The organism is Streptomyces sp. NPDC006335, assembly GCF_040612795.1.
In the GTDB taxonomy this organism is placed as follows: Bacteria; Actinomycetota; Actinomycetes; order Streptomycetales; family Streptomycetaceae; genus Streptomyces.
In genome coordinates this window covers 20,314-44,413 of record NZ_JBEXQX010000023.1, presented here as the reverse complement: position 1 = coordinate 44,413, position 24,100 = coordinate 20,314, and the positions used below count along the sequence as shown (strand labels likewise).

At 70.3% G+C, this 24,100-nt stretch carries 21 protein-coding genes and 1 pseudogene; 10 read left to right on the top strand and 12 right to left on the bottom strand.

Annotation, left to right across the window (positions count from 1 at the left end; translation table 11 throughout):
• Positions 1 to 251: 251 nt before the first annotated feature.
• The 4 genes from ABZ098_RS39420 to ABZ098_RS39405 all read left to right on the top strand — a co-directional run bounded on the left by ABZ098_RS39420 (position 252) and on the right by ABZ098_RS39405 (position 2,618).
• Entirely contained in the window at positions 252 to 836 is a 585-nt protein-coding gene (locus ABZ098_RS39420; protein ID WP_356598848.1) for a dihydrofolate reductase family protein, read from the top strand.
• The gene (locus tag ABZ098_RS39415) at positions 833 to 1,246 is read left to right on the top strand and encodes a VOC family protein (RefSeq protein ID WP_356598846.1); all 414 of its coding nucleotides are present in this window, start codon (positions 833 to 835) and stop codon (positions 1,244 to 1,246) included. The genes ABZ098_RS39420 and ABZ098_RS39415 overlap by 4 nt, the downstream gene beginning before the upstream one ends.
• A 212-nt stretch (positions 1,247 to 1,458) precedes the next feature.
• Positions 1,459 to 1,782: a helix-turn-helix transcriptional regulator gene (locus ABZ098_RS39410; RefSeq protein ID WP_356598844.1), complete on the top strand. Its 324-nt coding sequence runs from the start codon at positions 1,459 to 1,461 to the stop codon at positions 1,780 to 1,782.
• Positions 1,783 to 2,012: 230 nt separating this feature from the next.
• Positions 2,013 to 2,618, top strand: coding sequence for a hypothetical protein (locus ABZ098_RS39405; protein WP_356598842.1), 606 nt, complete (start codon positions 2,013 to 2,015; stop codon positions 2,616 to 2,618).
• 164 nt (positions 2,619 to 2,782) lie between these two features.
• Here the strand turns inward: ABZ098_RS39405 and ABZ098_RS39400 are convergent, their stop codons facing one another.
• Entirely contained in the window at positions 2,783 to 3,205 is a 423-nt protein-coding gene (locus ABZ098_RS39400; RefSeq protein WP_356598840.1) for a hypothetical protein, read from the bottom strand.
• A 161-nt stretch (positions 3,206 to 3,366) separates the two neighbouring features.
• Entirely contained in the window at positions 3,367 to 3,651 is a 285-nt protein-coding gene (locus ABZ098_RS39395; protein ID WP_356598838.1) for a hypothetical protein, read from the bottom strand.
• 96 nt (positions 3,652 to 3,747) lie between these two features.
• On the opposite strand from ABZ098_RS39395, the gene ABZ098_RS39390 reads away from it, so the two are divergent.
• Positions 3,748 to 4,080, top strand: coding sequence for a PadR family transcriptional regulator (locus ABZ098_RS39390; RefSeq protein ID WP_356598836.1), 333 nt, complete (start codon positions 3,748 to 3,750; stop codon positions 4,078 to 4,080).
• A gap of 469 nt (positions 4,081 to 4,549) precedes the next feature.
• On the opposite strand, the gene ABZ098_RS39385 is transcribed toward ABZ098_RS39390, so the two are convergent.
• Entirely contained in the window at positions 4,550 to 5,191 is a 642-nt protein-coding gene (locus tag ABZ098_RS39385) for a permease prefix domain 1-containing protein (protein WP_356598834.1), read from the bottom strand.
• Between the two features lie 284 nt (positions 5,192 to 5,475).
• On the opposite strand from ABZ098_RS39385, the gene ABZ098_RS39380 reads away from it, so the two are divergent.
• Positions 5,476 to 5,751, top strand: coding sequence for a hypothetical protein (locus tag ABZ098_RS39380; protein ID WP_356598832.1), 276 nt, complete (start codon positions 5,476 to 5,478; stop codon positions 5,749 to 5,751).
• A 91-nt stretch (positions 5,752 to 5,842) separates the two neighbouring features.
• Here ABZ098_RS39380 and ABZ098_RS39375 read toward each other — a convergent pair whose 3' ends face one another.
• The 3 genes from ABZ098_RS39375 to ABZ098_RS39365 all read right to left on the bottom strand — a co-directional run bounded on the left by ABZ098_RS39375 (position 5,843) and on the right by ABZ098_RS39365 (position 8,187).
• A complete protein-coding gene (locus ABZ098_RS39375) occupies positions 5,843 to 7,036 on the bottom strand; it encodes a spore photoproduct lyase family protein (RefSeq protein WP_356598830.1) in 1,194 nt (397 codons plus the stop codon).
• Positions 7,037 to 7,316: 280 nt separating this feature from the next.
• On the bottom strand, positions 7,317 to 7,715 hold the full coding sequence (locus ABZ098_RS39370) for a hypothetical protein (protein ID WP_356598828.1): 399 nt from the start codon (positions 7,713 to 7,715) through the stop codon (positions 7,317 to 7,319).
• Positions 7,716 to 7,755: 40 nt separating this feature from the next.
• Complete coding sequence (locus ABZ098_RS39365) at positions 7,756 to 8,187, bottom strand: ATP-binding protein (RefSeq protein WP_356598826.1); 432 nt, start codon at positions 8,185 to 8,187, stop codon at positions 7,756 to 7,758.
• A gap of 954 nt (positions 8,188 to 9,141) precedes the next feature.
• On the opposite strand from ABZ098_RS39365, the gene ABZ098_RS39360 reads away from it, so the two are divergent.
• The 4 genes from ABZ098_RS39360 (at position 9,142) to ABZ098_RS39345 (ending at position 15,478) form a co-directional block, all read left to right on the top strand.
• Positions 9,142 to 13,257: a hypothetical protein gene (locus tag ABZ098_RS39360; protein WP_356598824.1), complete on the top strand. Its 4,116-nt coding sequence runs from the start codon at positions 9,142 to 9,144 to the stop codon at positions 13,255 to 13,257.
• 98 nt (positions 13,258 to 13,355) lie between these two features.
• Complete coding sequence (locus ABZ098_RS39355) at positions 13,356 to 14,792, top strand: polysaccharide deacetylase family protein (protein ID WP_356598822.1); 1,437 nt, start codon at positions 13,356 to 13,358, stop codon at positions 14,790 to 14,792.
• A 154-nt stretch (positions 14,793 to 14,946) separates the two neighbouring features.
• A complete protein-coding gene (locus ABZ098_RS39350; protein WP_356599003.1) occupies positions 14,947 to 15,177 on the top strand; it encodes an aldo/keto reductase in 231 nt (76 codons plus the stop codon).
• Positions 15,178 to 15,307: 130 nt separating this feature from the next.
• On the top strand, positions 15,308 to 15,478 hold the full coding sequence (locus ABZ098_RS39345; protein WP_030933194.1) for a DUF5670 family protein: 171 nt from the start codon (positions 15,308 to 15,310) through the stop codon (positions 15,476 to 15,478).
• 340 nt (positions 15,479 to 15,818) lie between these two features.
• Here the strand turns inward: ABZ098_RS39345 and ABZ098_RS39340 are convergent, their stop codons facing one another.
• From ABZ098_RS39340 to ABZ098_RS39315, 6 genes and pseudogenes are all read right to left on the bottom strand, one after another.
• The gene (locus ABZ098_RS39340) at positions 15,819 to 16,310 is read right to left on the bottom strand and encodes a hemerythrin domain-containing protein (RefSeq protein WP_356598819.1); all 492 of its coding nucleotides are present in this window, start codon (positions 16,308 to 16,310) and stop codon (positions 15,819 to 15,821) included.
• A 124-nt stretch (positions 16,311 to 16,434) separates the two neighbouring features.
• On the bottom strand, positions 16,435 to 16,965 hold the full coding sequence (locus tag ABZ098_RS39335; protein WP_356598817.1) for an SMI1/KNR4 family protein: 531 nt from the start codon (positions 16,963 to 16,965) through the stop codon (positions 16,435 to 16,437).
• Positions 16,962 to 17,332 (bottom strand): annotated as a pseudogene (locus tag ABZ098_RS39330) (transposase); the annotation flags it as partial. The pseudogene ABZ098_RS39330 and the gene ABZ098_RS39335, both read right to left, overlap by 4 nt.
• A 171-nt stretch (positions 17,333 to 17,503) precedes the next feature.
• Positions 17,504 to 18,550: a hypothetical protein gene (locus ABZ098_RS39325; RefSeq protein ID WP_356598815.1), complete on the bottom strand. Its 1,047-nt coding sequence runs from the start codon at positions 18,548 to 18,550 to the stop codon at positions 17,504 to 17,506.
• A gap of 31 nt (positions 18,551 to 18,581) precedes the next feature.
• Positions 18,582 to 20,450, bottom strand: a complete 1,869-nt coding sequence (locus ABZ098_RS39320; protein WP_356598813.1) for a DNA/RNA non-specific endonuclease — start codon at positions 20,448 to 20,450, stop codon at positions 18,582 to 18,584.
• Positions 20,451 to 20,667: 217 nt separating this feature from the next.
• On the bottom strand, positions 20,668 to 24,042 hold the full coding sequence (locus ABZ098_RS39315; protein WP_356598811.1) for an ALF repeat-containing protein: 3,375 nt from the start codon (positions 24,040 to 24,042) through the stop codon (positions 20,668 to 20,670).
• Positions 24,043 to 24,100: the final 58 nt, after the last annotated feature.

Sequence of the window (24,100 nt, the reverse complement as noted above, 5' to 3'; positions counted from 1 at the left end):
GTCGACCTGGTCCGTGCCGCAGCCCGTTTCGGACGCGGCGACCTCGGTCGAACGCTGGGAGAGCCACGCGTCCCGAACGCCCGCATGGGACGCCCGGGGAATGACTTCCGTTCCCTCAGCCCAGTGGCAGACCGGCGCGTCAGCCCGATGAGTTCGCCGCTCACCTGAAGTCTTCCTTGTGACGAGCCCGCACCGTCGGCGGATGCGGAAAAACCGGATCCCGTGGTCACGGTGACGAGAAGGAGACCGGGATGAGCAATCCGATTCGGCTGTACATGTCGATGTCGCTCGACGGCTATATCGCCGGCCCGGACGACCGGCCGGGGCAGGAGCTCGGACGCGACGGCGGACGGCTCTTCAACTGGCTCGACGACCGGGAGTCCGACGGTCCGAGCGGCCAGGTCTACCGCGAAGCACTGGCGACCGGCGCCTTGATCTCCGGACTCCGGACCTTTGAACTCGCCGGGCGCTGGCAGGGCGATCACCACGACGGCGTGCCGATCTTCGTCCTTACCCACCAGGTGGATGATGGGGACGTGCCCCCCGGTCACGCGCGTTTCGTCACGGACGTCGAGGACTGCGCCCGTCAGGCTCGCGCGGCAGCGGGGGACCGGGCGGTCATGGTCCATGGGGCGCAGGCAGCCCAAGCACTTCTGCGCGCCGGGCAGTTGGACGAGATGGAGATCCACCTGGTCCCGGTCCTCCTCGGGGCCGGTCGGCGGCTCTTCGACCACCTGGGGAGCGATCACATCGAACTCGACCTCGTGCGACGACTCGAGGACCGAGACGTGACGCATCTGCGCTACCGGGTTTGCCGACCCGAGGGGGCCGCGTGAAGACGCTCTTCGTCTCCTACCGCGTCACCGACCTGGACCGCTCGCTCGGTTTCTACATCGCCTTGGGCTACGCCGAACTGGGCAGAGTCGAGACCGGCGACGGGGCTCACCTCGTGATCCTCAAGTTCCCCGACGAACCGGCGGCCTCACTCGAACTGGTCCACCGCCCCGGCGACGGACCGGTCGACGTGGGCAGCGGCTTCGACCACCTCGCGATCCAGGTCGAGACCCTGGCCGACACTCGGGAGACGCTGACCGAAGCCGGCCTGGAGCCCGGGCCCCTCCAGTACCCGGGCGGTCCTCACGGCCCGAAGACGTCCTGGCTCACGGACCCGGACGGTTACCGGATCGAGTTGGTGGAGTGGCCGTCCGGACATCCCGACGGCATCACCGCAGCCGACTTCGCCTGAAGCGGCCCCGCTCTGCGAAACGATGCTCAGAGAGTGATGAAGGGCGAGTGCTCGGCAAGCAGGAACCTTCGCAGCAACCAGCGCAGACGAGGCAGGACTTGGCGCCGGGGTGGCACAGGTGTGGACATGACCCCTCCAGAGGTAAGGTACGCCTAGCGACGTACCTTTAGGGAAGGTACGTCAGTGGCCGTACCTTGTCGAGAGGTGGAGTGATGGCTTCGACCGAGTTGCTGCACCCTGATGTGGACGATCTCCAGGTCGGGCCGATCCTGTTGGCGCTCGCTGACGACAACCGTCGTCGGGTCATCGCCGAACTGGCGGCACGGCCGGATGAGGAGCGCCTCTGTGCTTCCTTCGACCTGCCGGTCAGCAAGTCGAGCCGCACCCATCACTGGCGGGTGCTCCGTGAGGCCGGCCTGGTCCATCAGCGTGACGCCGGTAACAGGCTCTATATGCGCCTCCGCAAGAAGGACCTGGACCGTCGATTCCCCGGCCTGATCGAGGCGGTCGTCACCGCAGACCAGCACACTCGCTGAGTGGTTGAGGTCGTGAGCGGTTCGAGGTGCCTCACCTCTCGCCCTTCGATCCGGCACGAGCGGTCTGGATCACTCACTTCGAACACGGGGTGGAGGCGGACAAGCCCGAACAACCCCCTCCCGAACTGGCAGTTGCGTGCCACCCACCAAGTTGAGGCCGAGCGCGTCAACCCTCTGGACGACACCTGGATCGGCCTTCGGGCCGGGTTGTCCGTGGCATCGTGGGCCGAATGATGCATGGAGACGAAGAGGAGTGGCTGGCGTCTCAACGTCCGTCGCGCATACGCGAAGTCCAGGCCGGTCGTCTGGCCTGGACCGAGGTGGACCTGATCGACATCGAGAGCGGGTCCGCGCGTGCGTTGCGTGACGGGCTGGAGGTCTTCGGTGTCCGAGTGAACTACCTGAGGGTCGGTCAGCCGCGTCACCTGCTGGCCGCACTGGACGGCACCAGGCCGATCGCGCCCTATGTGATCTTGTCCTGTCACGGCGACGAGGGGCGCATCCTGATGGAAGACGTCGCCGAGGAGCTGGCCCAATTCCAGCCGTTCAACGGGGCCCTCGGGCCGGACCGAGTACGCGAACACTTCCGGCTGCCAGGCAGCGTCACCCTCGTCACCGGATGCGACACGGGGGATCCGGAGCTCGCCGACGCCTTCCTCGACGCAGGCGCCGGCGTCTACATCGCCCCTCGGGGCGCCCCGTTCGGCTATGCCAGCGTGTTCGCCCCGTTGTTCTTCTTCTACGAGCTCACCGAACAGCGCACCCCCGCGGAGGCCGTCGAACGCCTACAGGCGCACGACGACGAACTCGCCATGTGGCAGCTCTACCAACGCTGACGCGAAAGCCTGCGGCTCACCCGGCCGCGGTACGTCCTGCTCGGCCTGACGGATCCACCCCGGCGGTAGCGGGTATCAGCCCTGCTGAGGACCTTCCAGGGAGCCCGGGACGGCGCCAAGAGTCGCGGAATCCTTGCAAGGCGACTTCACCTACCTCCCCGGGGTCACGCACCGCCGGAGCGCGAGCGCCGACGTAGCAGGGCCAACGCGATCAGGCCGCACACCGCGCCCTGCGCGGCGTTGAAGACGATGATGGCGATCATGCCGGGCACCGGGGGCAGTTCCGCGCTGTCCAGGAAGGGCTGGAGTGAGATGTTCAGCAGGAGTGCCAGGACGCCGTAGGCCACGCCGACGAACGCCAGTGTCTCGACGGGCCGGGGGAAGCGGCGCAGCACGGCGGCACCGATCCACACGACGATGATCAGCGCGGTGAGGATCAACGGCCCCACCGGTTTCTTCAGCGGTCCGTCGTCATAGGCCCCGACGATGCTCAGGATGGGGCGCAGGAGCGAGAAGGCGCCCAGCGCGGTGATCGTCACCCAGGGCAGTTCACGCAGGTCACTTCGGGTCGTCTCCTTGATCACCACGTGTGCGTTCCCCTTTCTGGCGGCCGGTCGAGGCGCGGAGTCCGGCGTCCGGTGAGGCCGGTCACCTTGAACCAGGCTATAGACAGTCTACATGTAGGCAGCCAACGTATTCGGGTTCGCGCAGCGACGGCAAGAGGCCGGCCCCTACGCGGGTGTGGAGGTCAGATGAGCATCCGGTCACCGCTGAACATGAAGGCACCGACGGCCACGATCTTGATCGGGCCCGTGGCCGTGACGACCTGGCCGCTGGTGCCGCGTTCCTGACGGATCGCAAGCGGGGTGGCGTCTTGGTCACCTTCCCACTCCTCGTGCATGCCGGAGAGGGACGACAACCCGCCCCACCGGCGCCGGTGGTGGGAGACCTGGGCGAGACCTTCGAACAGGTTCGGCCTCGCCGTTCCCGACGAGCCGCCTGCCTCGGGAAGGCTCCGATTGGGCGTGGCCACCGTGTCCGACCTCCTGATCCGGTGGCGCCTGGTGCGCGATGGATAGAACGTCTACATGTAGATGGCCGACGCTAGCACGTAATGTAGATTGCCTACATGATGTCTGAAGCGCTACGGGGCCATCTGGACGCGCTGATCCTCGCGGTGCTCGAAAAGGAGCCCCTGCACGGATATGCGGTCATGGAGGCTCTCCAGGTCAGCAGTGGTGGGGCGCTGGACCTGCCCACCGGGTCGCTGTATCCCGCGCTGCGGCGCCTCGACCGGGCGGGGCTCGTGGAGAGTGAGTGGAGCACGGTGGGCGGCCGTCGCCGCCGTACCTATCAGCTCACCTCGGCAGGCCGTCGGACGCTGGCCAGCGAGCGGGTGAAGTGGCGGGACTTCTCCAGCATGGTCGAGGGCGTCCTGCGCCCGGGGCCCTCATCGGCCTGAGAGCCACGCGGGTACGACGACCGGTAGGGCGGACGAGCCGTACCGGCGCTCAGGCGTGCGGTGGGGCCGACGGAGGTCGAAGCGCGTTCGGCGGCCCGTGCGGACGCGGGGTGAACCTCAGGTGGCGCTTGGCAGTTGCGGACCGAGGCGGTCGCCCGGCGCAGGACCGGAACCCTGTGCGCCGGGCAAGAGGGCCCCGACTCAGGTGGGGACTCGAAGCGCCCTCCCGTGACACGGGGCAAGAGCGGAGCCGACTCGCCCATGTTGGGCGGGGCAGCCGCTCCCGGGCGCAGCGTTCATGGAGCCGGTCTCGCGTGCCTGGCGGAACGGGACGTCGCTGCGATGCCGTTCTGGACGTAGACGAGACTCGCGTGCCTGGTCACGGCAACGGCGATCACACCCTTGCGATGCCGCGGGCGAAAGCACGCAAGTTCGGCCGCACCGGCCGTCCGCGCGCGGGCGAGGTCGGTCAGGACGCGGCCAGGCAGCGGCGGCCGGCGACGGCGACTCCGATCAACGGGACGCCGAGCAGCAGGGCAGTCATCGGCAGGCCCGTGACCCCCACCAGTGAGCCCGTCGCCGGACTGTGGAGCGTCAACAGCACACCCAGGACGGCGAAGACCGCGCAGACCAGGAACGCGAAGAAACCGGCCGCCCGGGCCAGACGGCGGCGCGCGCCCAGATAGCGCACCCCGGGGCCGGTGGCGATCGCCACCGCGAGCGCCATGCCGATGGTCCCGGCGCCGGTCCAGCGCACCACATCGTCGATCCGAGCGTAATCGGTGTCGGCGCGGGCGTCCGCGCCGTGTCCGGCGAATGACATCAGCAGCCACCAGGCCACCGGCTGGAGGGTCAGGACAACGCAGATCAGCAGCGCCGTACGCCGTCCCTCGGTCAGGGCGAGCTCGGTCTGGTAGTCGGGGGCGACGACATCGACGGGACCGAAGTCGGCCACGGCGCGCTGCTCGGCGCTCGCGCGGTCCAGGCCGCACTGCTCGTACGCCTCGGCCGCGTCGACGAGACCGTCACGCGCCTCCGCGAGCATGTCCGCCTTGACCGTCCGCGGACCGCGCAGTGCCTTGTCCAGCTCGGCGACGTATCGGTCAATCACCCGGGTCTCCCTGGAGTCCTCCGCCGCGTACGCTCCTTGCCGAGTATAGGCAGTTGAGGGTGGCGGCGGTTCAGGGGTGATCTCTGCGACGACACGTAGAGACGGGTCGGTCCGGTCGCATCGCGAAGCCGGTCTGCGCGAACGATGCTGGATCGCCGAGTTCGGGCTGTGCGAGCCGTCCGGATCCCAGCCGAGGCAGCGCCGCCTGGGCGCAGGTGGTGCCCGCTCCCAGGTTCGCCCCCGACAGACCCCGCGTTGTCAGTGGTGCCTGGAAAGCTGAAGTCATGAACGGCGACGAACAACTGCTGCGTGGGCGTGTCTACGGCCACGACCACGACGACCCCGACCCGGGCCCCCGCCCTCGCCGCTCCTACGTGCGGCTCGTCGGCGGGCCCTTGGACGGGCTGCTCCTGGACGTCACCGGCTGGACGCCGGACCAGACGGCAGCCGGCGCCGCCCTGCCCACCGAGCTCGGGCAGTTCGGCGCCGGCGGCCGCGCACTGTACGACCCGAGTCCCGACGATCCGGATCGCTTCGAGTGGTCGGGCGACAGCCCCTGATCCCGTCCAAGGTCACACGGATGCGCCGCCGGCTCCGCGTGCCGACACCGCAGTACGCCGAAACCCCCGCGCACCGGCCGCCCGCAAACGATCAGAATGCGTACCGCACCCGCAGCCAGGGAGCGTGGGAGGTGATCACCGCGCGCAGGGTCGCGACCGCGTCGGCCTTGACCTGGTTGCGGTAGCGGACGTTGAGGGCACCGTTCTGGGAGCGCTTCGCCTGCTGGAGATCGGGCCGCCACAGCACCTCCTCGGCGCGGGGGTGCCAGCCCAGGTTGACCTCGTGCAGCTCCCGGTTATGGGTGAGCATGATGACCTCGCAGGCCGCCTGCCGTTTGACGCGCTCGGGCAGGACGTCGTCCAGGTGTCGCAGCAGCTCGGCCCAGTCGGCCTCCCAGCCCGGGCGCACCACCACGGGGGAGAGGTTGAAGTGCACCTCGTAGCCGGCGTCGAGGAAGTCGGCCGCCGCTGCGATGCGGTCGGCCACGTGGGAGGTGCGGACGTCCAGCAGCCGGGAGTCGTCCGCGGGCATGAGGGAGAAACGGATGCGGGTCCGGCCCCGGGGGTCGAGGGTGAGCAGGTCGGGGTTGACGAACTTGGTGGCGAAGGAGGCCTTGGCGGTGGGCCACTGCCCGAAGGCGTGCACGAGATCCGCGGTGTTGTCGCAGATCAGGGCGTCCACCGAGCAGTCGCCGTTCTCGCCGATGTCGTACACCCACGCGTCGGGGTCGCACTGGTTCGGCTCGGTCTTGGGGCCCAGCTTCCTGATGTGTCGGCCGAGGTGGGCGATGATGCGGTCGATGTTGGTGAAGACGGTGATCGGGTTGGCGTACCCCTTGCGGCGCGGTACGTAGCAGTAGGCGCAGGCCATCGCGCAGCCGTTGGAGGGACCCGGCGCGATCCAGTCGGCCGAGCGACCGTTGGGGCGCGTGGTCAGGGTCTTCTTCTCGCCCAGCACGAGCGTCTCGCCCTTGACGCGTACCCATCGGTCGACGTTGCCCTCGTTGCCGTGCAGCCCGGGGATGCGCCAGTGCGAGTCCACCTCCACGACGCCGGCGGCCGGGAAGCGGGCGATGATCTGGCGGCCGCGGGGGGAAGCGGCCGCCGCGGGCTCCGCGTGGATCTCCCGTACGGGCAGCAGGCGGCGGGCGGCGGGGGAGTCCCGGAAGCGCGGGCCCGGCTCGGCCCGACCCGACGGTGACGCGGCGGAGTCGCCGGTGCTCAGGGCGTCGAGATCGAACAGGACGTCCGGGTCGTCGCCCGGTGCGGCGGAGGGGTGGGGCATGGCTGCGCTGCTCCGACCTGGGGAGGAGAGGGTGGAGGGATGTGCGGCCGTCGTCGTTTCCTGGCTGGTGTGGCCCGGCCGAGCAGGTACGAATCGGGACGTTCAACTGTACGTGCACCAGGCGGGCGAACGTCGAGTACCTACGTCGGGCCCCCTGTCCCAAGGCGTCCTCGTCCATTTGTGGCCGGCAACTCAGGTAGCTCCGGTCTCCGCTTCTTGGAGCTTCGTCGGGGCCGGCACAGTCCCATTGCCGTCAGGATGTCTGCGCACGCCTCGCGCGTCAGGTCCTGCCCGTACGACTGCCTCCTGGCGCCGTCTCAGCGCTGCTCGGAGCGCGCCTTGTCGTTCGATAGTCGTAGTACGCCCACGCCACCACCGACACGCCGGCCGTGAGTCCGACGGTCACGATGCGTACGGCCCCGCTGGTCAGGGCGGCGGCCAGACCGGTTAGCGCGGCGCCGCACAGCATGAGCACGCGACTGACGAAACGCTGCTTGGGCGATTGCGGGTCCTCCCGGTCCTTGAGGTCGTGCACGGCGTCACGAGCCGGATGAACGGAACCGCGCCGGGCACGGGCCCGGTATCTCAGCCCGTAGCTGATCAGTGCGTACAGCGCGAGAGCGCCAAGGGTCCAGAGCCAGGCGTACGGGTCGTCACTCGATCCTCGTGCCAGATTCATGACGCTGCCCTCCACAGTGGGCTTCACCGATGGGCAGAAGTCAACTGCGGCTGTCCTCAGGGCTGTTGGTGGCAGCAGGGTCGGCGGGGCGGAAGCATGCCGTCACCGTCTTGCCGTGCCGTTGGCACCTGGTGCCCCACTCATCGGCGAGTTTGCGCACGATGGACACCCCGCGGCCGGAGACCGCGCCCTGCTCGGGTTCGCGCTGCCGCGGCAGAGACGGGTCCTCGTCGTGGACGCTCACCTGGAGACAGTCACCGTCCCAGGTGAGGACCAGGTGTGCATCGCTGTGCGCGTGGATGTGCGCATTGGTGATCAGCTCGGACACCGCCAACACGATGGCGTCCACCGTGTCGGGTTCGGCAGCGGTCCAAGGCAGGGACTCAAGACGCTTGCGTGTCCACTCCCGGCCGACGCGCACCCCTTCGGACACGGGGAACGAGTGCGCCCACCCCATCGCCTTCACCGCCACTGTCCGACATCCTCTCGTTGGCCCACCAAACGTCGTGTCCTGCACCGGGTACCCGGCCCCCGACTCGACAGGCATGACGACGCCTCACCGAGGAGAAGTGCAGCGCCGGGATCGCCTCGAACAAGTCCTTCGGCACGCGCACATGCGTCGGCCAACTCGTGCAAGCTGCCGCGGCCTTCATGGGTTCCGGAGTGACGCCGTGACGTCGGTGTCGTGGCTGAGGGCTCCGCCGGTGAGCACGGGCACGATGACGCTGGCGTCGAGCTCCGTGGCGCAGGCCGCAGGCGCCGTAGCCGGGCCCGGCCAGCCATCGTCCGACAGCACGGGTGTTCGCAGGTAGCCCGCCACCACCGGCGAAGCGCCGGCCGCTGCGGCGATGGCGGATCCGCTGGGGGGAGGTCCCCACTCCGAACTCTGAGCGCCCTGTCGGGCTCGGTCTCTCGGCAGTCCTCCGGCGCCTGGCCACCCGGTAAAGGCGCGGCGGGCACCGGCTCGCTGCGTACAGCACTGGTGCACTCCGGGTGCTCAGGGTCCGGCCGCACCGGTGCGTTGCCCGGCCCGTGCGCGTATCACTTCCCGGAATCAGCCCGCCGCGCTGCGCTGTCCCTGCGGGGCCCGGCCGCGGCCAAGGCGCACCGGAAGTCGCTGACCCTACGCGTGCCGTACGACGGCGGCGGCACCTGGCAGACGACGGCCGCGTATGTGGGGCCCACCGAAAGCGGTGCCTGGCCCCCTACCCCCGAGACATACCCATCGAGGCAGGCCGTCGCGGTCTTCACCCCTACCCATCGTGGTGAGCCCCAGTGATGTGCCTCGAGTCGGTCGTCCGCGGCGGCCGAGGGCACGTCCGTGTCAGCGCCGTGTCCGGCAAACGGGCAGGAATTGCCCCGCATCGGAGGAGAAACGTACGTTGGGCGCCTGGTCAATGACGGTGTGGGTCGAGAGGTATGCCCGGTGGGACGACGTGAGAAGCCGGTGGACCCCGAGGCCGGGCCGGTGCAGCGGTTGGCGTACGACCTGCGGCTGCTGCGCGAGAAGGCGGGTAAGCCGCCGTACCGGGACATGGCCGAGCGGGCGGGCTACTCGACGACCGCGCTGTCCCAGGCGGCGGCCGGTGACCAGATGCCCTCGCTGGCCTTGGTACGGGCGTACACACAGGTGCTCGGGGCCGACCCGGAGGAGTGGGAGCGGCGCTGGCGTGAGGTGGACGCGGAGGTCCGGGCGCCGTCCGCCGAGGAGCGCGCGCCGTACCGGGGCCTGGCGCGCTTCGAACCAGGGGACAGCGATCTGTTCTTCGGCCGGGACAAGCAGGTCGGCGAGCTGCTGGAGCTGGTACGCGTGTGCCGGTTCGCGGCCGTGTTCGGTGCCTCCGGCAGTGGCAAGTCCTCCCTGCTGCGGGCGGGGCTGATCCCCGCGCTGCGGCAGGAGCGGGGTCCCGACCGCCCGGCGGTGGTGCGGGTTCTCACGCCGGGTGAACGGCCCGCGCACACGCACGAGAGCGTGCTCACCCCGCTGGACGGCGACCTGGACACCTGGGTACTGGTCGACCAGTTCGAGGAGCTGTTCACCCTCTGCCACGACCGTGAGGAACGCGACCGCTTCCTCGAACTGCTTCTGCGCGCCCGCGACCCGTCGAGCCGGCTGCGGGTGGCCATCGCCGTACGCGGCGACTTCTACGGCCACTGCGGCACCCATCCGCACCTGGCCGAGGCGGTCAGCCGCGCCAACCTGCTGGTCGGGCCGATGAGCCGGGACGAGCTGCGGGAGGCGATCACCGGCCCCGCGACCGCCGCGGGCCTGAACGTCGAGCGGGTGCTGACCACACAGGTCATCGACGAGGTCGCCGATCAGCCCGGCGCCCTGCCCATGCTCTCGCACGCCCTCCTCGAAACCTGGCGGCGGCGTCGCGGCCGTACTCTCACCCTTGCCGGATACCAGGAGACCGGCGGCGTGCGCGGGGCGATCGCCGCGAGCGCCGAGCAGGTCTACGGCGGTCTCGCGCCGGAGCAGGCCCGCACCGCCCGCCGCATCCTGCTGCGGCTGATCGCCCCCGGCGACGGCGCCGCCGACACCCGCCGGCCCGCGCCCCGGGCGGAGCTGGAGCCCGGCGCGGGGGAGGTCCTGGAACGCCTCGCCGCCGCCCGCCTGGTCACTCTGGACGGTGACGCCATCGAGCTTGCCCACGAAGTGCTGATCACCGGCTGGCCCCGGTTGGCCGGCTGGATCGAGGAGGGCCGGGACCGGTTGCGCGCACAGCGGCACCTCGGCGAGTCGGCCCGGGCGTGGGAGGAGCTGGACCGGGACGCCGGCGCGCTGTACCGGGGGACACGACTGGCCCACGCGGAGGAACTGTTCGCAGAGGAACCCAAGTCCTGCCCGGCGTCCCCCGCTCCTCCTCCGTCCCCTACCTCTTTCCCGTTCCCGTCCGCGTCCCCCTCCTGGCGACGGCTCCGGTCCTGGGCGGGGAACCGGTCCCTGGCGGAGCCCCCGTCCCCGGCGGCGTCCCGGTCCTCGGCGGGACCCCAGTTCCAGGCGGAGACTCAGTTCTCGCCAGAGGCGCCATCTCCGGCAGCGGCAGCGGCAGCGTCTGCGCCTCGCGCGGTGTCCCAACCCTCTGCACAACACCAGTCCCGGACACGGTCTCGGCCTTGGTCGTGGTTCAAGCCGCACTCCCAGGGCCCGTCGTCCAAACCCAGGCCTCGCGCCCAGCTCCAGTCCCGCGCCCAGTCCCCGTCCCACTTCCAGGACGACCTCACGCCCCTGGAGCGGACCTTCCTCGTCGCCTCCCGGGCCGCCCGGGACAGCGAGCGGGACGCCGAGGCGCGGACCGTTCGTCGTACGCGCCGGCTCACTGCGGGGCTCGCCGCGTTTCTCGTTCTCGCGTTGGCCGCCGGTCTGCTGGCCTGGCAGCGCGACCAGATCAGCAAGGAGGAGGCGGCCAAGGCGGCCGCCCGTCGTCTCGCCACGGTGTCCGACAGCCTGCGCGCCACGGACCCGCGCACAGCCGCCCTGCTCTCCGTCGCGGCCTGGCGGCTGGCCCCGCTCACCGAGTCCCGCTCGGCCCTCCTCAAGTCGCTGGCCCGGCCGGAGCGGGACGCCTACACCGACCCGTTGACCGGGGACAACACCCGCCGCTTTCTCGCCGACCAGGGCCGCAGGCTCGTCACCGTCACGGGCGGCAAGGTCACCGTGCGGAACGTGGTCGACCACCATGTCACCGCCACCTACCGTCTACCCAGCGGCGCGGAAGCCTCCGCACCTGGCCCCGACGCCCGCTTCCTGGTCCTACTCGACCAGGACGCCTACGCCCTGTGGAACCTGACCGCCGGAAAGGCTGCCGCCGACCTTGGCGACACGGCGTCGGGCGACACGGCGTACTGGACGGCGGCGGCCGACGGGAGCGCCTACGTGACCGGCCCGTCGGGCCAGCCGGGCCGCGTAAGGGTGCGCCGGACCGGCGACGGCACGGTGCTGTTCGCCCGGCAGGAGACACACGCTGTGACCACTGCCGCGCTCGGCCCGGGCGGCCGTCTCCTCGCCCTGTGCCCGGCAACGGGCGCACCGCAGGTGTGGGACACCGTGCACGCCAGGAAGCTGCCGGGCGACTGGGAGAAGGCTGACGGCACCGTGTGCGGGACCGGATCGGGAGCCGACGACGGCTCCCGGCTGCTGCGCTTCAGCGCGGACGGCCGACGCCTGGCCGCGGTACACGGGGCCACGGCCACGGTCTGGGACATCGCCGGCCGGCGGACCGTCGCCGACTTCACCAGCGGCGAGGAGACCGGCTTCAGCGACGCCGTCCTCGCCCCGGACGGGGAGTTCCTGGCCACGGCCGACGGCCAGGAGGTCGCCGTATGGCAGATGGCGGGGGGCGGCGGGCTGGTCTTCCATACACCGACGGCCGGTGCCGAGGTACGGGAGCTGTCCTGGGACCCGGACCGCGCCGGCAGGACCCTGCGCTACCTCGACGGCGCCACCGTCCACACGGACGATCTGAGCGACCGCCTCAACCTGCCCTGGCGGAGCACTCCGGCGGACGCGACGGTGCTCAGCCCGGACGGCACGGTCCTGGCCACCGTCACCGCCACCCCCTCCGGCAAGGATTACCGACTCGACCTGCGTGCCACCCGTGGCGGGGCGGTCCTCGCCCACACCACGCTCGGTCCGCTGCCGGGCGACGCCGCCGACGAGGTCCCGCGGCTGGCCTTCAGCCCGGATGGCGGGTCTCTCGCCGTCGCCGACACCGTGTCCGCGCGCGGCTCCCTGCGGCAGCGCTTCAGCGTCTGGGACACCCGCGCCCATCGATTGCGTACGTCGTTCGAGACCTCCGGCGCGGCGGACCGCACCGTCTTCGCGCTCGCCCTCGGACCGGGCGGCCGGACGCTGGTGGCCGGGCGGGACGGGGACGGCGTCGGCACGGCCGAACTCTGGAACACCGGCACCCGTCACCGCACGGCCACCCTGAAGAACATCTCCCCGGGCAGCCTCGCCCTGCGGCCCGACGGCCGACTGCTCGTCGACTTCGCCGACCAGTACGCCACGCTGCCGTCCGGCCGGTTGACCGGGCGTGCCCTGGCCGACGGCCGCCAGGTCACAGCCCTGGCCTTCAGCCCCGACGGCTCCCGGCTGGCCGTCGGCGACATGAGCGGGCACGTGACCTTGTGGGACGGCGACCTGCGTACCCGCCTGGGCATCCTGACCGGCACCTCCGACACCACCGCCGCCCGGGGCGACGCCGAGGCCGTGCGCGCGCTCGCCTTCTCCCCGGATGGCACCACCCTTGCCGTGGGCGGCCAGTACGGCACCCTGCGCCTGTGGGACACCGCCGGGCAGCAGCAGCTCGGCACCGACCTGCCCAACAGGGACGAGATCGGCACTCTGGCCTTCGGCCGCGCCGGCGCCGCCTTGTACGCCGGCGGCCCGGACGTGTCGCTCCAGCGCCACACGGTCGCTCCGGACGACGTGGTCCGGGTGCTGTGCGCCCGGTTCGGCGGCGGGCTCACCAGGGCGCGGTGGCGGACTTATGTGCCCGACGCGCCGTACCAGCGGGTATGCCCGGGGTCAGGCTGAGGATTTTTTGTTCAGGGTGACTCCGAGGGGAGCTTAAAAACCCCTCTGACCTGGAGGCTCGGGGTTGTTCACGCCCCTCGACCCCAGGTTTTGATCTCATGCGCACGCACCGCCTCATCCCCTCCCTTCTGCTGCTCGGCTCGCTCTCGATGGCGACGGCCTGCTCGTCCGGATCCTCCGGGACCGCGGGCGACGAGACCGCTGCGGCGCGGCCCGGATCGTCGGCCACGGCATCCCCCGTGCGGCCCGTCGACCCCTCGAAGATCAAAGGGCTCGAGATCGTCAGTGACAACAGCGAGAACGCCTCATGCGCGTGGGCGACCAGCTATCCGGACGTGCCCGGAGCGACGGCGGCGGCGGACGCGATGAAGAAGGACGTGGAGACGCGGCTGGCCGCCTTTCGCGAACTCTGCGCCGATGGGGACGTCGGCGGCGCCGAGCTCAACATCAGCCACGAGTTCCTGGTCGCCTCCGGGGACGTCCTCGGCGTCCGGCTGACCACCCTGGGCGGCGGCGGGGCGGGCAGCGGACTGGCCCGGCGCACCTACTGGTACGACGGCGGGGCGGGCGCGTACCGCACCGCGCTGGACCTCATCGACACCGGATCACGGGATGCCTTCCTCGCAGCCCTGAGGACCCGGCTCAAGGGGCGGGACGGCACGGACGAGCAGACGCTGGAGCAGGCGTTCGCCGACCGGTCGGTCCTCGCCGGCGAGCTCGACGACATGGCCTTCACGGCGGACGGCGGCCTGCGGGTGACCTTCGACCCGGGCGCGGTCGGCGCCGTCCCCGCCGGCTCCTACGTCGTCACCTTGCCCAAGGAGACGGTCACGCCCTGGCTGTCCGCCTTCGGCAGGCGCGCCCAGCGGCAGAGCGTCAGCCCGGCCGGGTCACTCGATCTCGGGGCGACCGCCACGCCCACGCCCGCGGTGCCCACACACACCGCCTCCGGGGACGACGACACCGACTGCAAGAAGGTCAAGTGTGTGGCCCTGACCTTCGACGACGGCCCGTCCGCCACCTACACCGCGAACCTGCTGAGGTATCTCGCGCAGAACCACGCCCGGGCCACCTTCTTCACGGTCGGCCAGAACGTCGTCGCCCACCCCGCCCTGGTGCGTGCCGAAGTCCGCGCGGGCAACGAGGTGGGCAACCATTCCTACAGCCACCCCGACCTCACCAAGCTCAGCTCCGAGCAGGTCGCCTACCAGCTCAACCGCACCAGCGCCGCGATCAAGGCCGCCACCGGCACGGCCCCCGCCCTCTACCGCCCGCCCTACGGCGCCATCAACAGCACCGTCCGCCGGGCCACCCACCTCTCCCCGGTGCTGTGGACCCTGGACACCGAGGACTGGAAGTACCCCGACGCCACGAAGGTCGCCCAGTTCGTCGTCTCCAAGGTGAAGCGCAACGACGTCGTCCTCATGCACGACATCCACCCCACGTCGGTCGCCGCCGTCCCCGAGATCCTGCGCGCTCTCACCGCCAAGGGCTACCACTTCGTGACCGTGAGCCACCTGCGGGCCACCATGTGACGTTCCGAGATGGCTCGGGGGCGGAACGGCGAAGCCTCCCTGTTGAGGAAGGGGTGCTGGTGAGGGAGCACCGTGAGGTCGTCGGCATCCCTCGATGATCGAACTGGCATGGGACACGCCTGGGACGTGAGAGAGCCGGGCCGCCAACCAGGCACTGGTCGATCACGTCGCCACCCTGGCCCGGGCCAACAGCGCGACCCCCGGGCACGTCGCCCTGGCCTGGCTTCTCGCACGGCACCCGCGGATCGCCCCGATTCCCGGCACGCGCCGTGTACCGATGAGGGCGGGCCGCCTGAGGGCGTCCGCGCGGATGTTCTCCGCCGCCCTGGTCGAGCAGTCGCTGGGTGGCCTTCGGCTCGATCGGGACCCACCGCTATTGCGGTGATCCGCTACCGGCCCAGTGCCACGGGAGAGTCCAAGCGTGGCCCCTATCGCTAGGGCAGTGGAGAAACCTGGTCCTTCGACTGTGTGTTCTGGCATTCGCCGGGCACGAGAAGCGACGGAGGTTGATAACTATGGTTCCCCTGCTTCTTGTTCTTCTGCTGGCTCTGATCCTGTTCGGCGCCGGTTTCGCGCTGAAGGCACTGTGGTGGATTGCCGTCATCGTGCTGGTCGTCTGGCTGCTCGGCTTTGTCATGCGTTCCGCGGACACAGGTGGCCGCAAGGGGCGCTGGTATCGTTGGTAACCAACTGAGCAACAGAATGCTTGTGGGCCCCGGATACTTCCGGGGCCCACAAGCATGTCCGGATCCGGGCATATGGCCGGGGCAAGCGGCAAGCGCTGTAAGTGCGAAGGGCCCGGCGAAGTAGTGGAATCCGCATTCCAACCCACCGGGCCCCGGCAACCGCGACATCCTGCAATGCGCGCTCACCGGACAACAGCACATCCGCGGGCCGACGCCGCCGAATTCCAGAACTGCCTACGACCGCCGCCCTGTACTGAGAAAGAACCTGCGCGGGAAGCCGAGGGTCAGGGTCGGGTTCGTCCAGACGCCGACCATCCGAGGGCGTTGCGAAGGGCCGCGGTCAGGAGCGCACGATGTCGCGCACGTTGTCGACAGCACCGCAGCCTGCCTTGAGCTGGCGCTCGCGCTCTTCCATGAACGCCTGGCCCAGTTCCTCGCGGCGTTCCATGGCCACATTCTCGCGGGCTCCGTTGAGGATGGTGCGCTCCTCCTCATCGGCGTGGTGCGTGACGGCCTGCACGAGTTCTTCCAGCTTTTCGTCCCACTCCTGTGAGCCGACCTCGTCGACTTCCAGGAGTTCCAGGAGCGCCTTGTTGCCCTCTTCGTGCTCCTCCTCGCCGTGTTCCACCTCATCGTCGTCGATCTTCTTGTAGCGCTTCAGGGCGGGATAGACCTTCGCCTCTTCCGCCAGAGCGTGCGCGATCAGCAGATCGGAGAATTCCCGAAGGGCGGCAGCCCGGTCGGCTTCGACGCTGCGCATCTGGTGAAAGAGATCCTCCATCTTCCGGTGGTCCTGGAGAATGAGTTCGACTACGTCTCGTGTCTGCGCCATGGGGGTAGGCATCACTTTCGTGCGGGGACCTTGCAGGAGTCCAGCTACCCCGTCCTGCCGTTTTCAGCAGGATGGCCAGAGCGAACGACTCACAAGGCTGACGGAATGGGCCCTACGGGCTGACCTACAGAGACCCCGGCTCGCCGTCGGCGACGAACCGCGTCAAGCATCGCTCCAGCAGTTCCAGGAACTGCCGCAGGTCATCGGCCACCTTGTCGAGCTTCGGTTCGTCCAGCGACGCCGTCCGCGTTCGACGAACCGACCCATCAGGGGCTGCCACGTAGGTCAGGCCGCCGCCGTTCGAGCCGATGACCAGTCCCTGGAGCCTGTGTTCGACACCGAGGTCGACAGCGCCGGCCTCCTGGAGTCGCAGAAGGACGTCACTTGCCGGGTCGAGGAAGTAGCCGTTGCCGACGTCCGCCCAGGTGACCCCGCCGATGCTGCCGTAGAAGGTGACCAGGTCGGCCGGCATGAGGCTCGCTTGGGCAAGAGCGCGAACAGCGCCCTGATCGTCACTGCTGGCCGGCCGGACCTCGTTGGTGCCAGGGGGAAAGCCCTGCCGTCGCTCGAACTCACCGGTCATTGCCGCGAGAGCGCCGGAGACTCTGTCTGTCCACGAGACCAGCCAGTCGGGGGAAAGCGAACGGTCGCTCATGAGGTCGGATCATGGCATGGGTCCCAGTTCCCCATCAGGTGACCAGCGGCCTTGCATGCCGGTAGGTGCCCAGTCCGGTGCCGTGCAGGGAGCCGCGGCGGGGCGATTGGCTGGCACGATGCCGCGGGCGCGGACCTGGTCGCGGCAGATGTCGTGCCGTAGCCGAGGTCGGCGAGCGAGTCGGGTTTGCGCCGCGGTGGTCCGACGAGGCCGCCGACCGGCGGGATCGCGTCGAGCAGGGGCAGGAGTTGTGTGACGTCGTTGCGGTTGCCGTCAGTCAGCTGGACGGCAAGTGGGGTGCCGTGTCCGTCGGTGATGACGTGAGTTTCGAGCCGGAGCGGCCCCGGTCGACCGGCGAGGGGCCCGTGTGGCTCCCCCCTTCTATGGTCTGACGGGGGAGGGGCCGACCACACAACGGGACCTGCCAGACGCCGGCCTCCTCCGGGAGGTACTCCCACCACACACCGAGGGCGAAGTCGCCGAGCTCGAAGCCCGGGGGGTGTGAGGCTGCCGCCCCGGTGCCGGGGCGGCAGCCTGCTCACTGGACAAGTTCGATGTGCGGATGGTCGGGGGACACCGGGCAGACGTGGAGTTGCAGGTCGTAGGCGTCGGCGATGTTGAGCAGGGTGACGTTCGCGGGCCGGGTGCCGATGGGGAGCGGGGTCGGGTTCGTCCGTTCCTCCTCGGGCATCCAGCTCTGGCTGCCGGGGTCCCATTCCCTGCTCGCGACGGTGAGGAGCGGGATCGTCTCGGTGCCGCATTCGGGGCAGGGGCGGGGCATGGGGTCGGTGAAGCCCCAGCGGGTCCAGCCGCCGGTCTTCCACCCGGGGGCGTGGCACAGGTTGCGGAAGTAGAACTCGTGCGGGGTTTCCGCGCCGGTGCTGTCCCACGCGTATCCGGCGGCCTCCCACCGACTCACGTCGTCCACCTGGTGCTGGAGTTCCTTGCTCAGCTCCATGGGGCTGGGGTATTCGGTGACCTGCTCGGGTGTCAGCAGGCACGGACTCGGGAGATACCAGTCGAACTGGATTACGGGCGGCTCGGGCGGGGCGTCGAGGACGTCGGTGACGGAGGCGGACGAACGCCAGCGGAGGGCCGTTCGGGGGTGTGCGAACTCCGCGTGGTCGCAGGGGCACCACAGGACCTGGAGCAGATCGGCTCCGGGAGGGCTGCCCGGAAGGGGGACGTCACGGGCGTAGAGCTGGGCAACGGGGATCATGGGAATCGGACCGTCGAACCACGGGTGGCCCGTGCTGAGCCGCTGTTCGATCTCCTGCTCCTCGGGCGTGAGCGCGGGGGCCTGGGGGTCGCGGAGTCGGCGCTCGGCCGCTGCCGTACGGATGCGACGCAGAAGCCGGATCTCGTCCGGAGAGTGCATCTCGTCTGTCGCGTCGCTGTCGTGTGGCTCTTCGCAGTGGGGCCACGGCTCGTCGGCGGGCCACAGGAGCGGCCCGCCGACGGAGCTTTCGTACGGCGTGGGCGACCCGGGGCGGGGGTGCAGCCGGGTCGCCGTGCGGGCCAGCGGAGCCAGTTGAGGGAAGAGCGCGGTCACGTCGAGCGGCCGCGGCGGGGTGGTGAAACTCATGCTGGCTCCCGATGGCGCGAACTGACTGTGATCAGTTGCCGAGGTTGTACAACCCGGTGTTCTTCAGGGTGTTGGTGACATAGACGTTGGAAAACAACTGCTCGATCGTCCCGTCCGCCCGTTCGATGTTAGCGCTCATCGTGACTCCCACCGGGATCGTGCTGGTGGCGTCCTTGTAGACGGGAGTCACCTGGTAGAAGACCGCGTCGTCCGGTCCGAAGGCGGACACGTCGCTCTGGATGACCTTCTGCGCCATGGCTTCGTAGGTTCGCATGCTGGGCGTGCCCGTGTTCATCCCCGACTGCCAGCACGGGACGAGATTGACCTGGATACCCCTGCCGCCGGTGATGTTCGGAATCAGGTGACACCGGGCCAGCCCGTTGGTGAGCGAGTTCGCGTTCCTGAAGATCTCCGCATCCTGCCAGCCGGGTATGTCGCCCTGCGCGGGGGTGCCCTCGGGGGCTGTTCGGTCCAGGCATGCCTGTGCTCGAGTCGGCCTGTCTCCGGCCCGGCCCAGCGGGTCGGTCGTCTTGTTGACGTGGGGGACCGGTTCGGTGGTGTTCAGGATCCACCCGGCGCCGCTGGTGAGTGCTGGGGCGGGCTTGCTGTCCAGGCAGCGGGCGTGCGGGCCGGTGTCCGGCAACGAGAAGGTCAGCTCGAACTGGTCGGCGTCGATGACCCGTTGGTTCCTGAATCCGTCGGCGAGCTGCGCGGCGGCGAACTGCTTCTCGGCGGGTGTGACATGGGCCTGGACGCAGGGTGAGGCGGGGTCCACGGCGCGGGCGTCGTTCAGGACATAGGTACCCCATTCGCCGCTGCCGAGGTTGGGGACCACCTTGACGCACTCAGCGCCGGCGGCGCCGCCTTCCTTCGCCTCGCCGAAGGGGAAGTCACCGCAGGAGTCGTTGTCGACGAGCTCCGGCTCAGGCGTGAAGCCGCTGCACGTGCTGGCGGTGCGGTTGGCCACACCGCTCGTCGACCGGGTCAGGGGGCTGCCCTTCTTCCCCCAGGCGCCGTTGAGCTTCTTCTGCGCCCAAGCGTAGGCGGCCACGGCGCCGCCGGCATCGGAGGCCGTCGCGCTCATCGGCACGACGGGCATGATCGAAGGGATGACACACCCGGCCGACGAGGTGCCCCCGACCGCGTTGTCGCAGCGGATCTTGCGCGGGTTGTCCCAGGAGGCGCTCGGGTCGACGGGCGTGGCGCCCGGGGAGGTCACGTACAGCTTGTACGAGGTGAGGAACTCCGCGACGGAACCCGTGGCGGGGGCCGAGGAGTACTTGACGTCGCCGGAAAGGGTCTTGCCCAGGACCACACCGCTCTCGTACCAGGGCGCGGTCGTCGTCGCCCTGCAGCCGGTTCCGCAGGAGGCGCGGAACTTGGCGTCGAGGGCGGTGACTTCGCCGCTCGCAGAGGTCATCGTCACGGTGACGTGCTCGCTCCACGTCGTACCCGCCGACGGCAGTGACGCACTGGTGGAGATCTCCAGGGTGCCGCGCCCGAGCTCCGCGCCCTTGCTGTCGCGCAGGATGTAGAGGACGTTCACTCCGGTCACGCAGTAACTGAAGCGCTCGTAGGAGTAGTTGCCGGGGCTGGTGAGGGAGCAGCTGCCGACGTTGGCCGAAGTGGCGGCGAGGCTCCGCGGCTGTGCCTTGGTTCGCGCGGCCGGGGCGGGACTGGTGCTCACACACGCCTCGACGGCGCCCGCCCGGCGCTCCTTCGTCCCTGTCTTCGTGGCCTCACAGTGTTCCCCTGACTGCTTGGGGAAGGCGCTGGTGGCGGTCGTGGGGGCCGGAGTGTCGGTCTGGTTCGTCCGGTCCACCCGCACCGTGTGCCGCGGCTTCTCGTCCGCGGTCTGCTGTGCCGTGGCCGTACCCGCCGTGGTGAGTCCCAGCGTCACCGCGGCAAGGACGGCAAGTACGGTCGACCGCGCCCGTATTCGGGATGCGCATCGAGGGCGTCTCTCGTGCATGTTCGTGAGGTCTCTCTTCCTTGTTCGGTGCAGGGGGAAGGGGGGGGCACCGGACATGAGGTGCCCCCCGGGGCAGCGGTGGGCGGCCTGCGCTCTACCGCGTCGGAGCCGTACGAGTCCGAGCCGTACGAGAGGGACTCACTCGTCAGGCGACCAAGTCGAAGAGATCCTTGGTGATGGACGAGACCCCGTCCTCGACAACGTCCGCGATCTTGCCCACGACGGGCTTCACGACGCTGCTGGCGGGCTTCAGCGCGGCACCCAGCCACTTGGTTTGGCCGTAGGTGACCAGGCTCAGGCCGGTGCCTGCGGCGGACCACCAGAAATCGCTGCTCGTGAAGCCGTGCTCGATGCCGGTGAAGACAGTGCTGATGGCGCTCGCGCCTGCCGAGACACCTGCGAAGAAGCCGGCTGCGGCGAAGGCCGGCGGGAAGACGAACCCCGCGAGGGTGCAGCCGGCGGCCAGGAGGCCGGCGCCGACGCTGACCACGTTGGCGGCGTCCGCGTAGAACTGGGCGTCGTTCCACCACTCGTCGGAGTCGGCGGGGTCCTGGGTGCCGTTGGGGTTGACCTGGTTGTTCCGGTCGTTGGCGGCGGGATCACGCTGGGCCTCGCGGTCCGCCTTGGCCTTCTCCGCGGCTTCCTTGGCCTTGGCGGCCACTTCGGCCCGGTGCTTCTCGGCCGCGATCCGCTTGGCCGCGGAGTACGCGGCGGCGGCCTGCTTCGCGTCCGCCTGCGCCTCGAGCATGGAGGCACGGGCGGCGTTGGCCGAACTCTGTGCGGCGGCGGAGGACTTGAGGGCGGCACGCGCCGAGTCGATCGCCTTGTTGGCCGAGTAGTTGGCCGAGCGGGCCGCGCCGCGGGCGGTCGCGGCGGCCGCCTTCGCCGTGTTGGCGGAAGCCTGGGCGTCAGCGGCCGACTTGTCGGCGGCGTCCGCGTTCCGGCGCGCCTCGGCCGCGTAGTTGTCGGCCGCCTTGGAGGAGGCGATCGCCTTGTCCGCCCACTCCTGAGCCTTGGCGGCGTTGTTACGCGCCAGATAGGCGGCCTGGGTCGCCCGCGCGGCGTTCTCCTGCGCGTTCTGGGCGATCTTCGCGGCGGCGGCGATCGCACCGCGGATCGCGGCGACATGGGTGGCGGTGTCGTGGTCGAGCTGGGCCGTCCGGAACTGGACCACGAGGATGAAGTTGCGGAGCATCCACGCCGGGCCCTCGAGGGCGACCTCGGCGTAGGCCTTGGTGAAGGCGCCGCCGGTGGCGATGAGCTCACTGGCGAGGACCTTGTCGTCCTCCTGCTGCGCCAGCGGGTAGGCGTGGTCGAAGAAGTAGTTGAGGGATTCGGTGGTGTTCTCGTCGAGCGCCTTGTTGGCGGCGTTGGTGACGGCCCTGCCCGCGCCGTCCTTGAGGATCCTGCCGATCGCGACGCGCAGCTCCTCGTCGGAGGCCTTCTTCATGCCGATGGTGAGGAAGTCACCGATGGCCTTGGAGCTGGAACTCTCCAGGGCGAGCTGGGCGGCCTCGGCGATCTTCGGCGCGGCGATCGTCGCCACATGGAGGGTGGTCTCGCGGTCGTCCTGGGCCTGGGCGAGGGCCCGATCGAGGTCGATCCAGGCGAAGACGTCGTCGTCGGAGCCCGCCAGGGCGTGCTGGGCGGCCTGCCGGGTCCAGGCGCCCCGGGACTCGATCAGGCCGATCGCGGCCTTGCGCCCCAGGGTCGCGGCGAGTGCCATGTCGCCGGAGTACAGAGCCTGTTCAGCTCTGCTGGTGAGGTCCTTGATCTCCTGGGCGGTGCGCTCCGCGAGCAGGCGCTTGTCGCGGACGTCGGACAGATCGGTCGCCTCGGCGGAGGCGAGCAGCCGCGCCTCCTCGATCGCCTTCTGCTTGTCCTGCTCCAGCGTCTGGGCCTCGGCGGCGCGGGCGTTCTTCTCCACCTCGATGGCGTCGGCGACGGCCTTGGTGGCGACGTTGGCGGCCTTCACGGCCTCGTCGGCGTGCGCGGTCGACTTGTTGGCGTAGTCAATGGCCTGGCCCGCGTACTTCACGGCCTCCTCGGCGGCGGCTGCCGCCTTGTCGGCGTGGGCGGCGGCGGAGTTGGCGGCGTCGCGGGCGGTGCGGGCCGCGGTGGCGGCGGCGCTGGCCAGCGCCTGGGCGGCGGAGGCGGCGTTGGTGGCCCGGTTGGCCGCACTGGTGGCGATGGCGGCCTGGCGCTTGGCCTCGGCGGCCTCCGCCTGGGCGACACCCGCGGAGGCGGCGGCCTGGGCGGCGGCCGTGGCGGCGGCGGCCGAATTGCGTGCGGCGGAGGCGGCGGCCGTGCCGGCGGACGCGGCCGCGTCGCCGGCGACGGCGGCCTTGTCGGCAGCCGCGGCGGCGCTACGGGCCTTGGCCGCGGCGTTCTTGGCGGCGACCGCGGCGTTCTTGGCCTCCTGCGTCTTGCTCGCGTCCTTGGAGGCGGCTATCGCAGCCCTGTAGGCACGGGACGCGGCGCTGCCCGCGTTCGAGGCGGCCTGAGCGGCACCGGTGGCCGCCCAGGATGCGCGGCGGGATGCGTTCACCGCTGCGTTGGACGCGTTGATGGCGTTGCGTGCGGCGTCCGCCGCGCCCTTCGCCGCGTTCGCAGCCTTCCGGGCCGCCGCCGCCGACTTCTGCACGTCGTTCTGGGCCGCGGACGCCTCGGCGGCGGCCTTCTGGGCGGCCTCCTTGGCCTTCCCGGCGGCGGTCTCGGCGCGTGCCGAGGCCTCCACGGCCAGGTTGGTCTCCTTCTGAGCGCGCTTGCCCTCGCGCTCGACGAGGGCGACCAGCTCCTCGATGGTCGCCGACTCCTGGTCACGGGCGCGCGCGATGTGCTGCCCGGTCTCCATGAACCACTCCACGTCGGCCGCGGTCCCCTCGAGCGCACGGCTCGCGTACTTCTGTACTTCCGGACCACCGTTCAGCAGCATGGCGCTGGCCTGGACCCGGGTGTCCTCCAGACGCGCGTCGTACTGCTTGTCGGTGAGGAAGGCGGTGAGAGCCGGTGCGGTGCTGGCGTCGAGAGCGGTGTTGGCGCTGCGCACCACCGCCTTGTCGCCGGTGGTCGAGACGGTGGTGGTGGCGACCCGGAGGTCTTCGAGGATGGCCGGCTTGAAGCCGTCCTTCAGGAACGCGGCTATCGCGGCGTCGCCGCCCTCGAGAGCGGCGACGGCCTCTCTTCGCAGGCCCTTGCCCGCACGGTCCAGGCTGCGGACGATCGCGACGCGGTTGTCCTCCACGGTCTGCTTCGGCAGCGTCTCGGCGAGGAAGGTCTGGATGTCGGCGTCCGACCCGTAAAGGGCCTCGGCGGCGGCTGCCTTGACGCCCTTGCCACCGGTCAGCCACGCCCTGACGACCTTGGCGCGTTCGGTGTCCGGCAGCGGCACGGGTTCGGGTGCCGCGCCGTCCGCAGCGGCGGCGGCCGTGGGGAGGAGCGTCAAGGGCGTTGACGCCACGGCGGCGGAGGCGGCGAGCGCGCCGAGCACGCGGCGACGGCTCCAGAAGATTGTCTGCATCGGAGAGTGTCCTCCTGTGAGCTGGTGACAGGACATGCAGGACCGCACCGGCAGGGCG

Coding starts and splice junctions, on each gene's coding strand:
- ABZ098_RS39420 (WP_356598848.1), top strand. CDS start 252: ATGAGCAATCCGATTCGGCTGTACATGTCGATGTCGCTCGACGGCTAT.
- ABZ098_RS39410 (WP_356598844.1), top strand. CDS start 1,459: ATGGCTTCGACCGAGTTGCTGCACCCTGATGTGGACGATCTCCAGGTC.
- ABZ098_RS39405 (WP_356598842.1), top strand. CDS start 2,013: ATGATGCATGGAGACGAAGAGGAGTGGCTGGCGTCTCAACGTCCGTCG.
- ABZ098_RS39390 (WP_356598836.1), top strand. CDS start 3,748: ATGATGTCTGAAGCGCTACGGGGCCATCTGGACGCGCTGATCCTCGCG.
- ABZ098_RS39380 (WP_356598832.1), top strand. CDS start 5,476: ATGAACGGCGACGAACAACTGCTGCGTGGGCGTGTCTACGGCCACGAC.
- ABZ098_RS39375 (WP_356598830.1), bottom strand. CDS start 7,036: ATGCCCCACCCCTCCGCCGCACCGGGCGACGACCCGGACGTCCTGTTC.
- ABZ098_RS39370 (WP_356598828.1), bottom strand. CDS start 7,715: ATGAATCTGGCACGAGGATCGAGTGACGACCCGTACGCCTGGCTCTGG.
- ABZ098_RS39355 (WP_356598822.1), top strand. CDS start 13,356: ATGCGCACGCACCGCCTCATCCCCTCCCTTCTGCTGCTCGGCTCGCTC.
- ABZ098_RS39345 (WP_030933194.1), top strand. CDS start 15,308: ATGGTTCCCCTGCTTCTTGTTCTTCTGCTGGCTCTGATCCTGTTCGGC.
- ABZ098_RS39340 (WP_356598819.1), bottom strand. CDS start 16,310: ATGGCGCAGACACGAGACGTAGTCGAACTCATTCTCCAGGACCACCGG.
- ABZ098_RS39335 (WP_356598817.1), bottom strand. CDS start 16,965: ATGAGCGACCGTTCGCTTTCCCCCGACTGGCTGGTCTCGTGGACAGAC.
- ABZ098_RS39325 (WP_356598815.1), bottom strand. CDS start 18,550: ATGAGTTTCACCACCCCGCCGCGGCCGCTCGACGTGACCGCGCTCTTC.
- ABZ098_RS39315 (WP_356598811.1), bottom strand. CDS start 24,042: ATGCAGACAATCTTCTGGAGCCGTCGCCGCGTGCTCGGCGCGCTCGCC.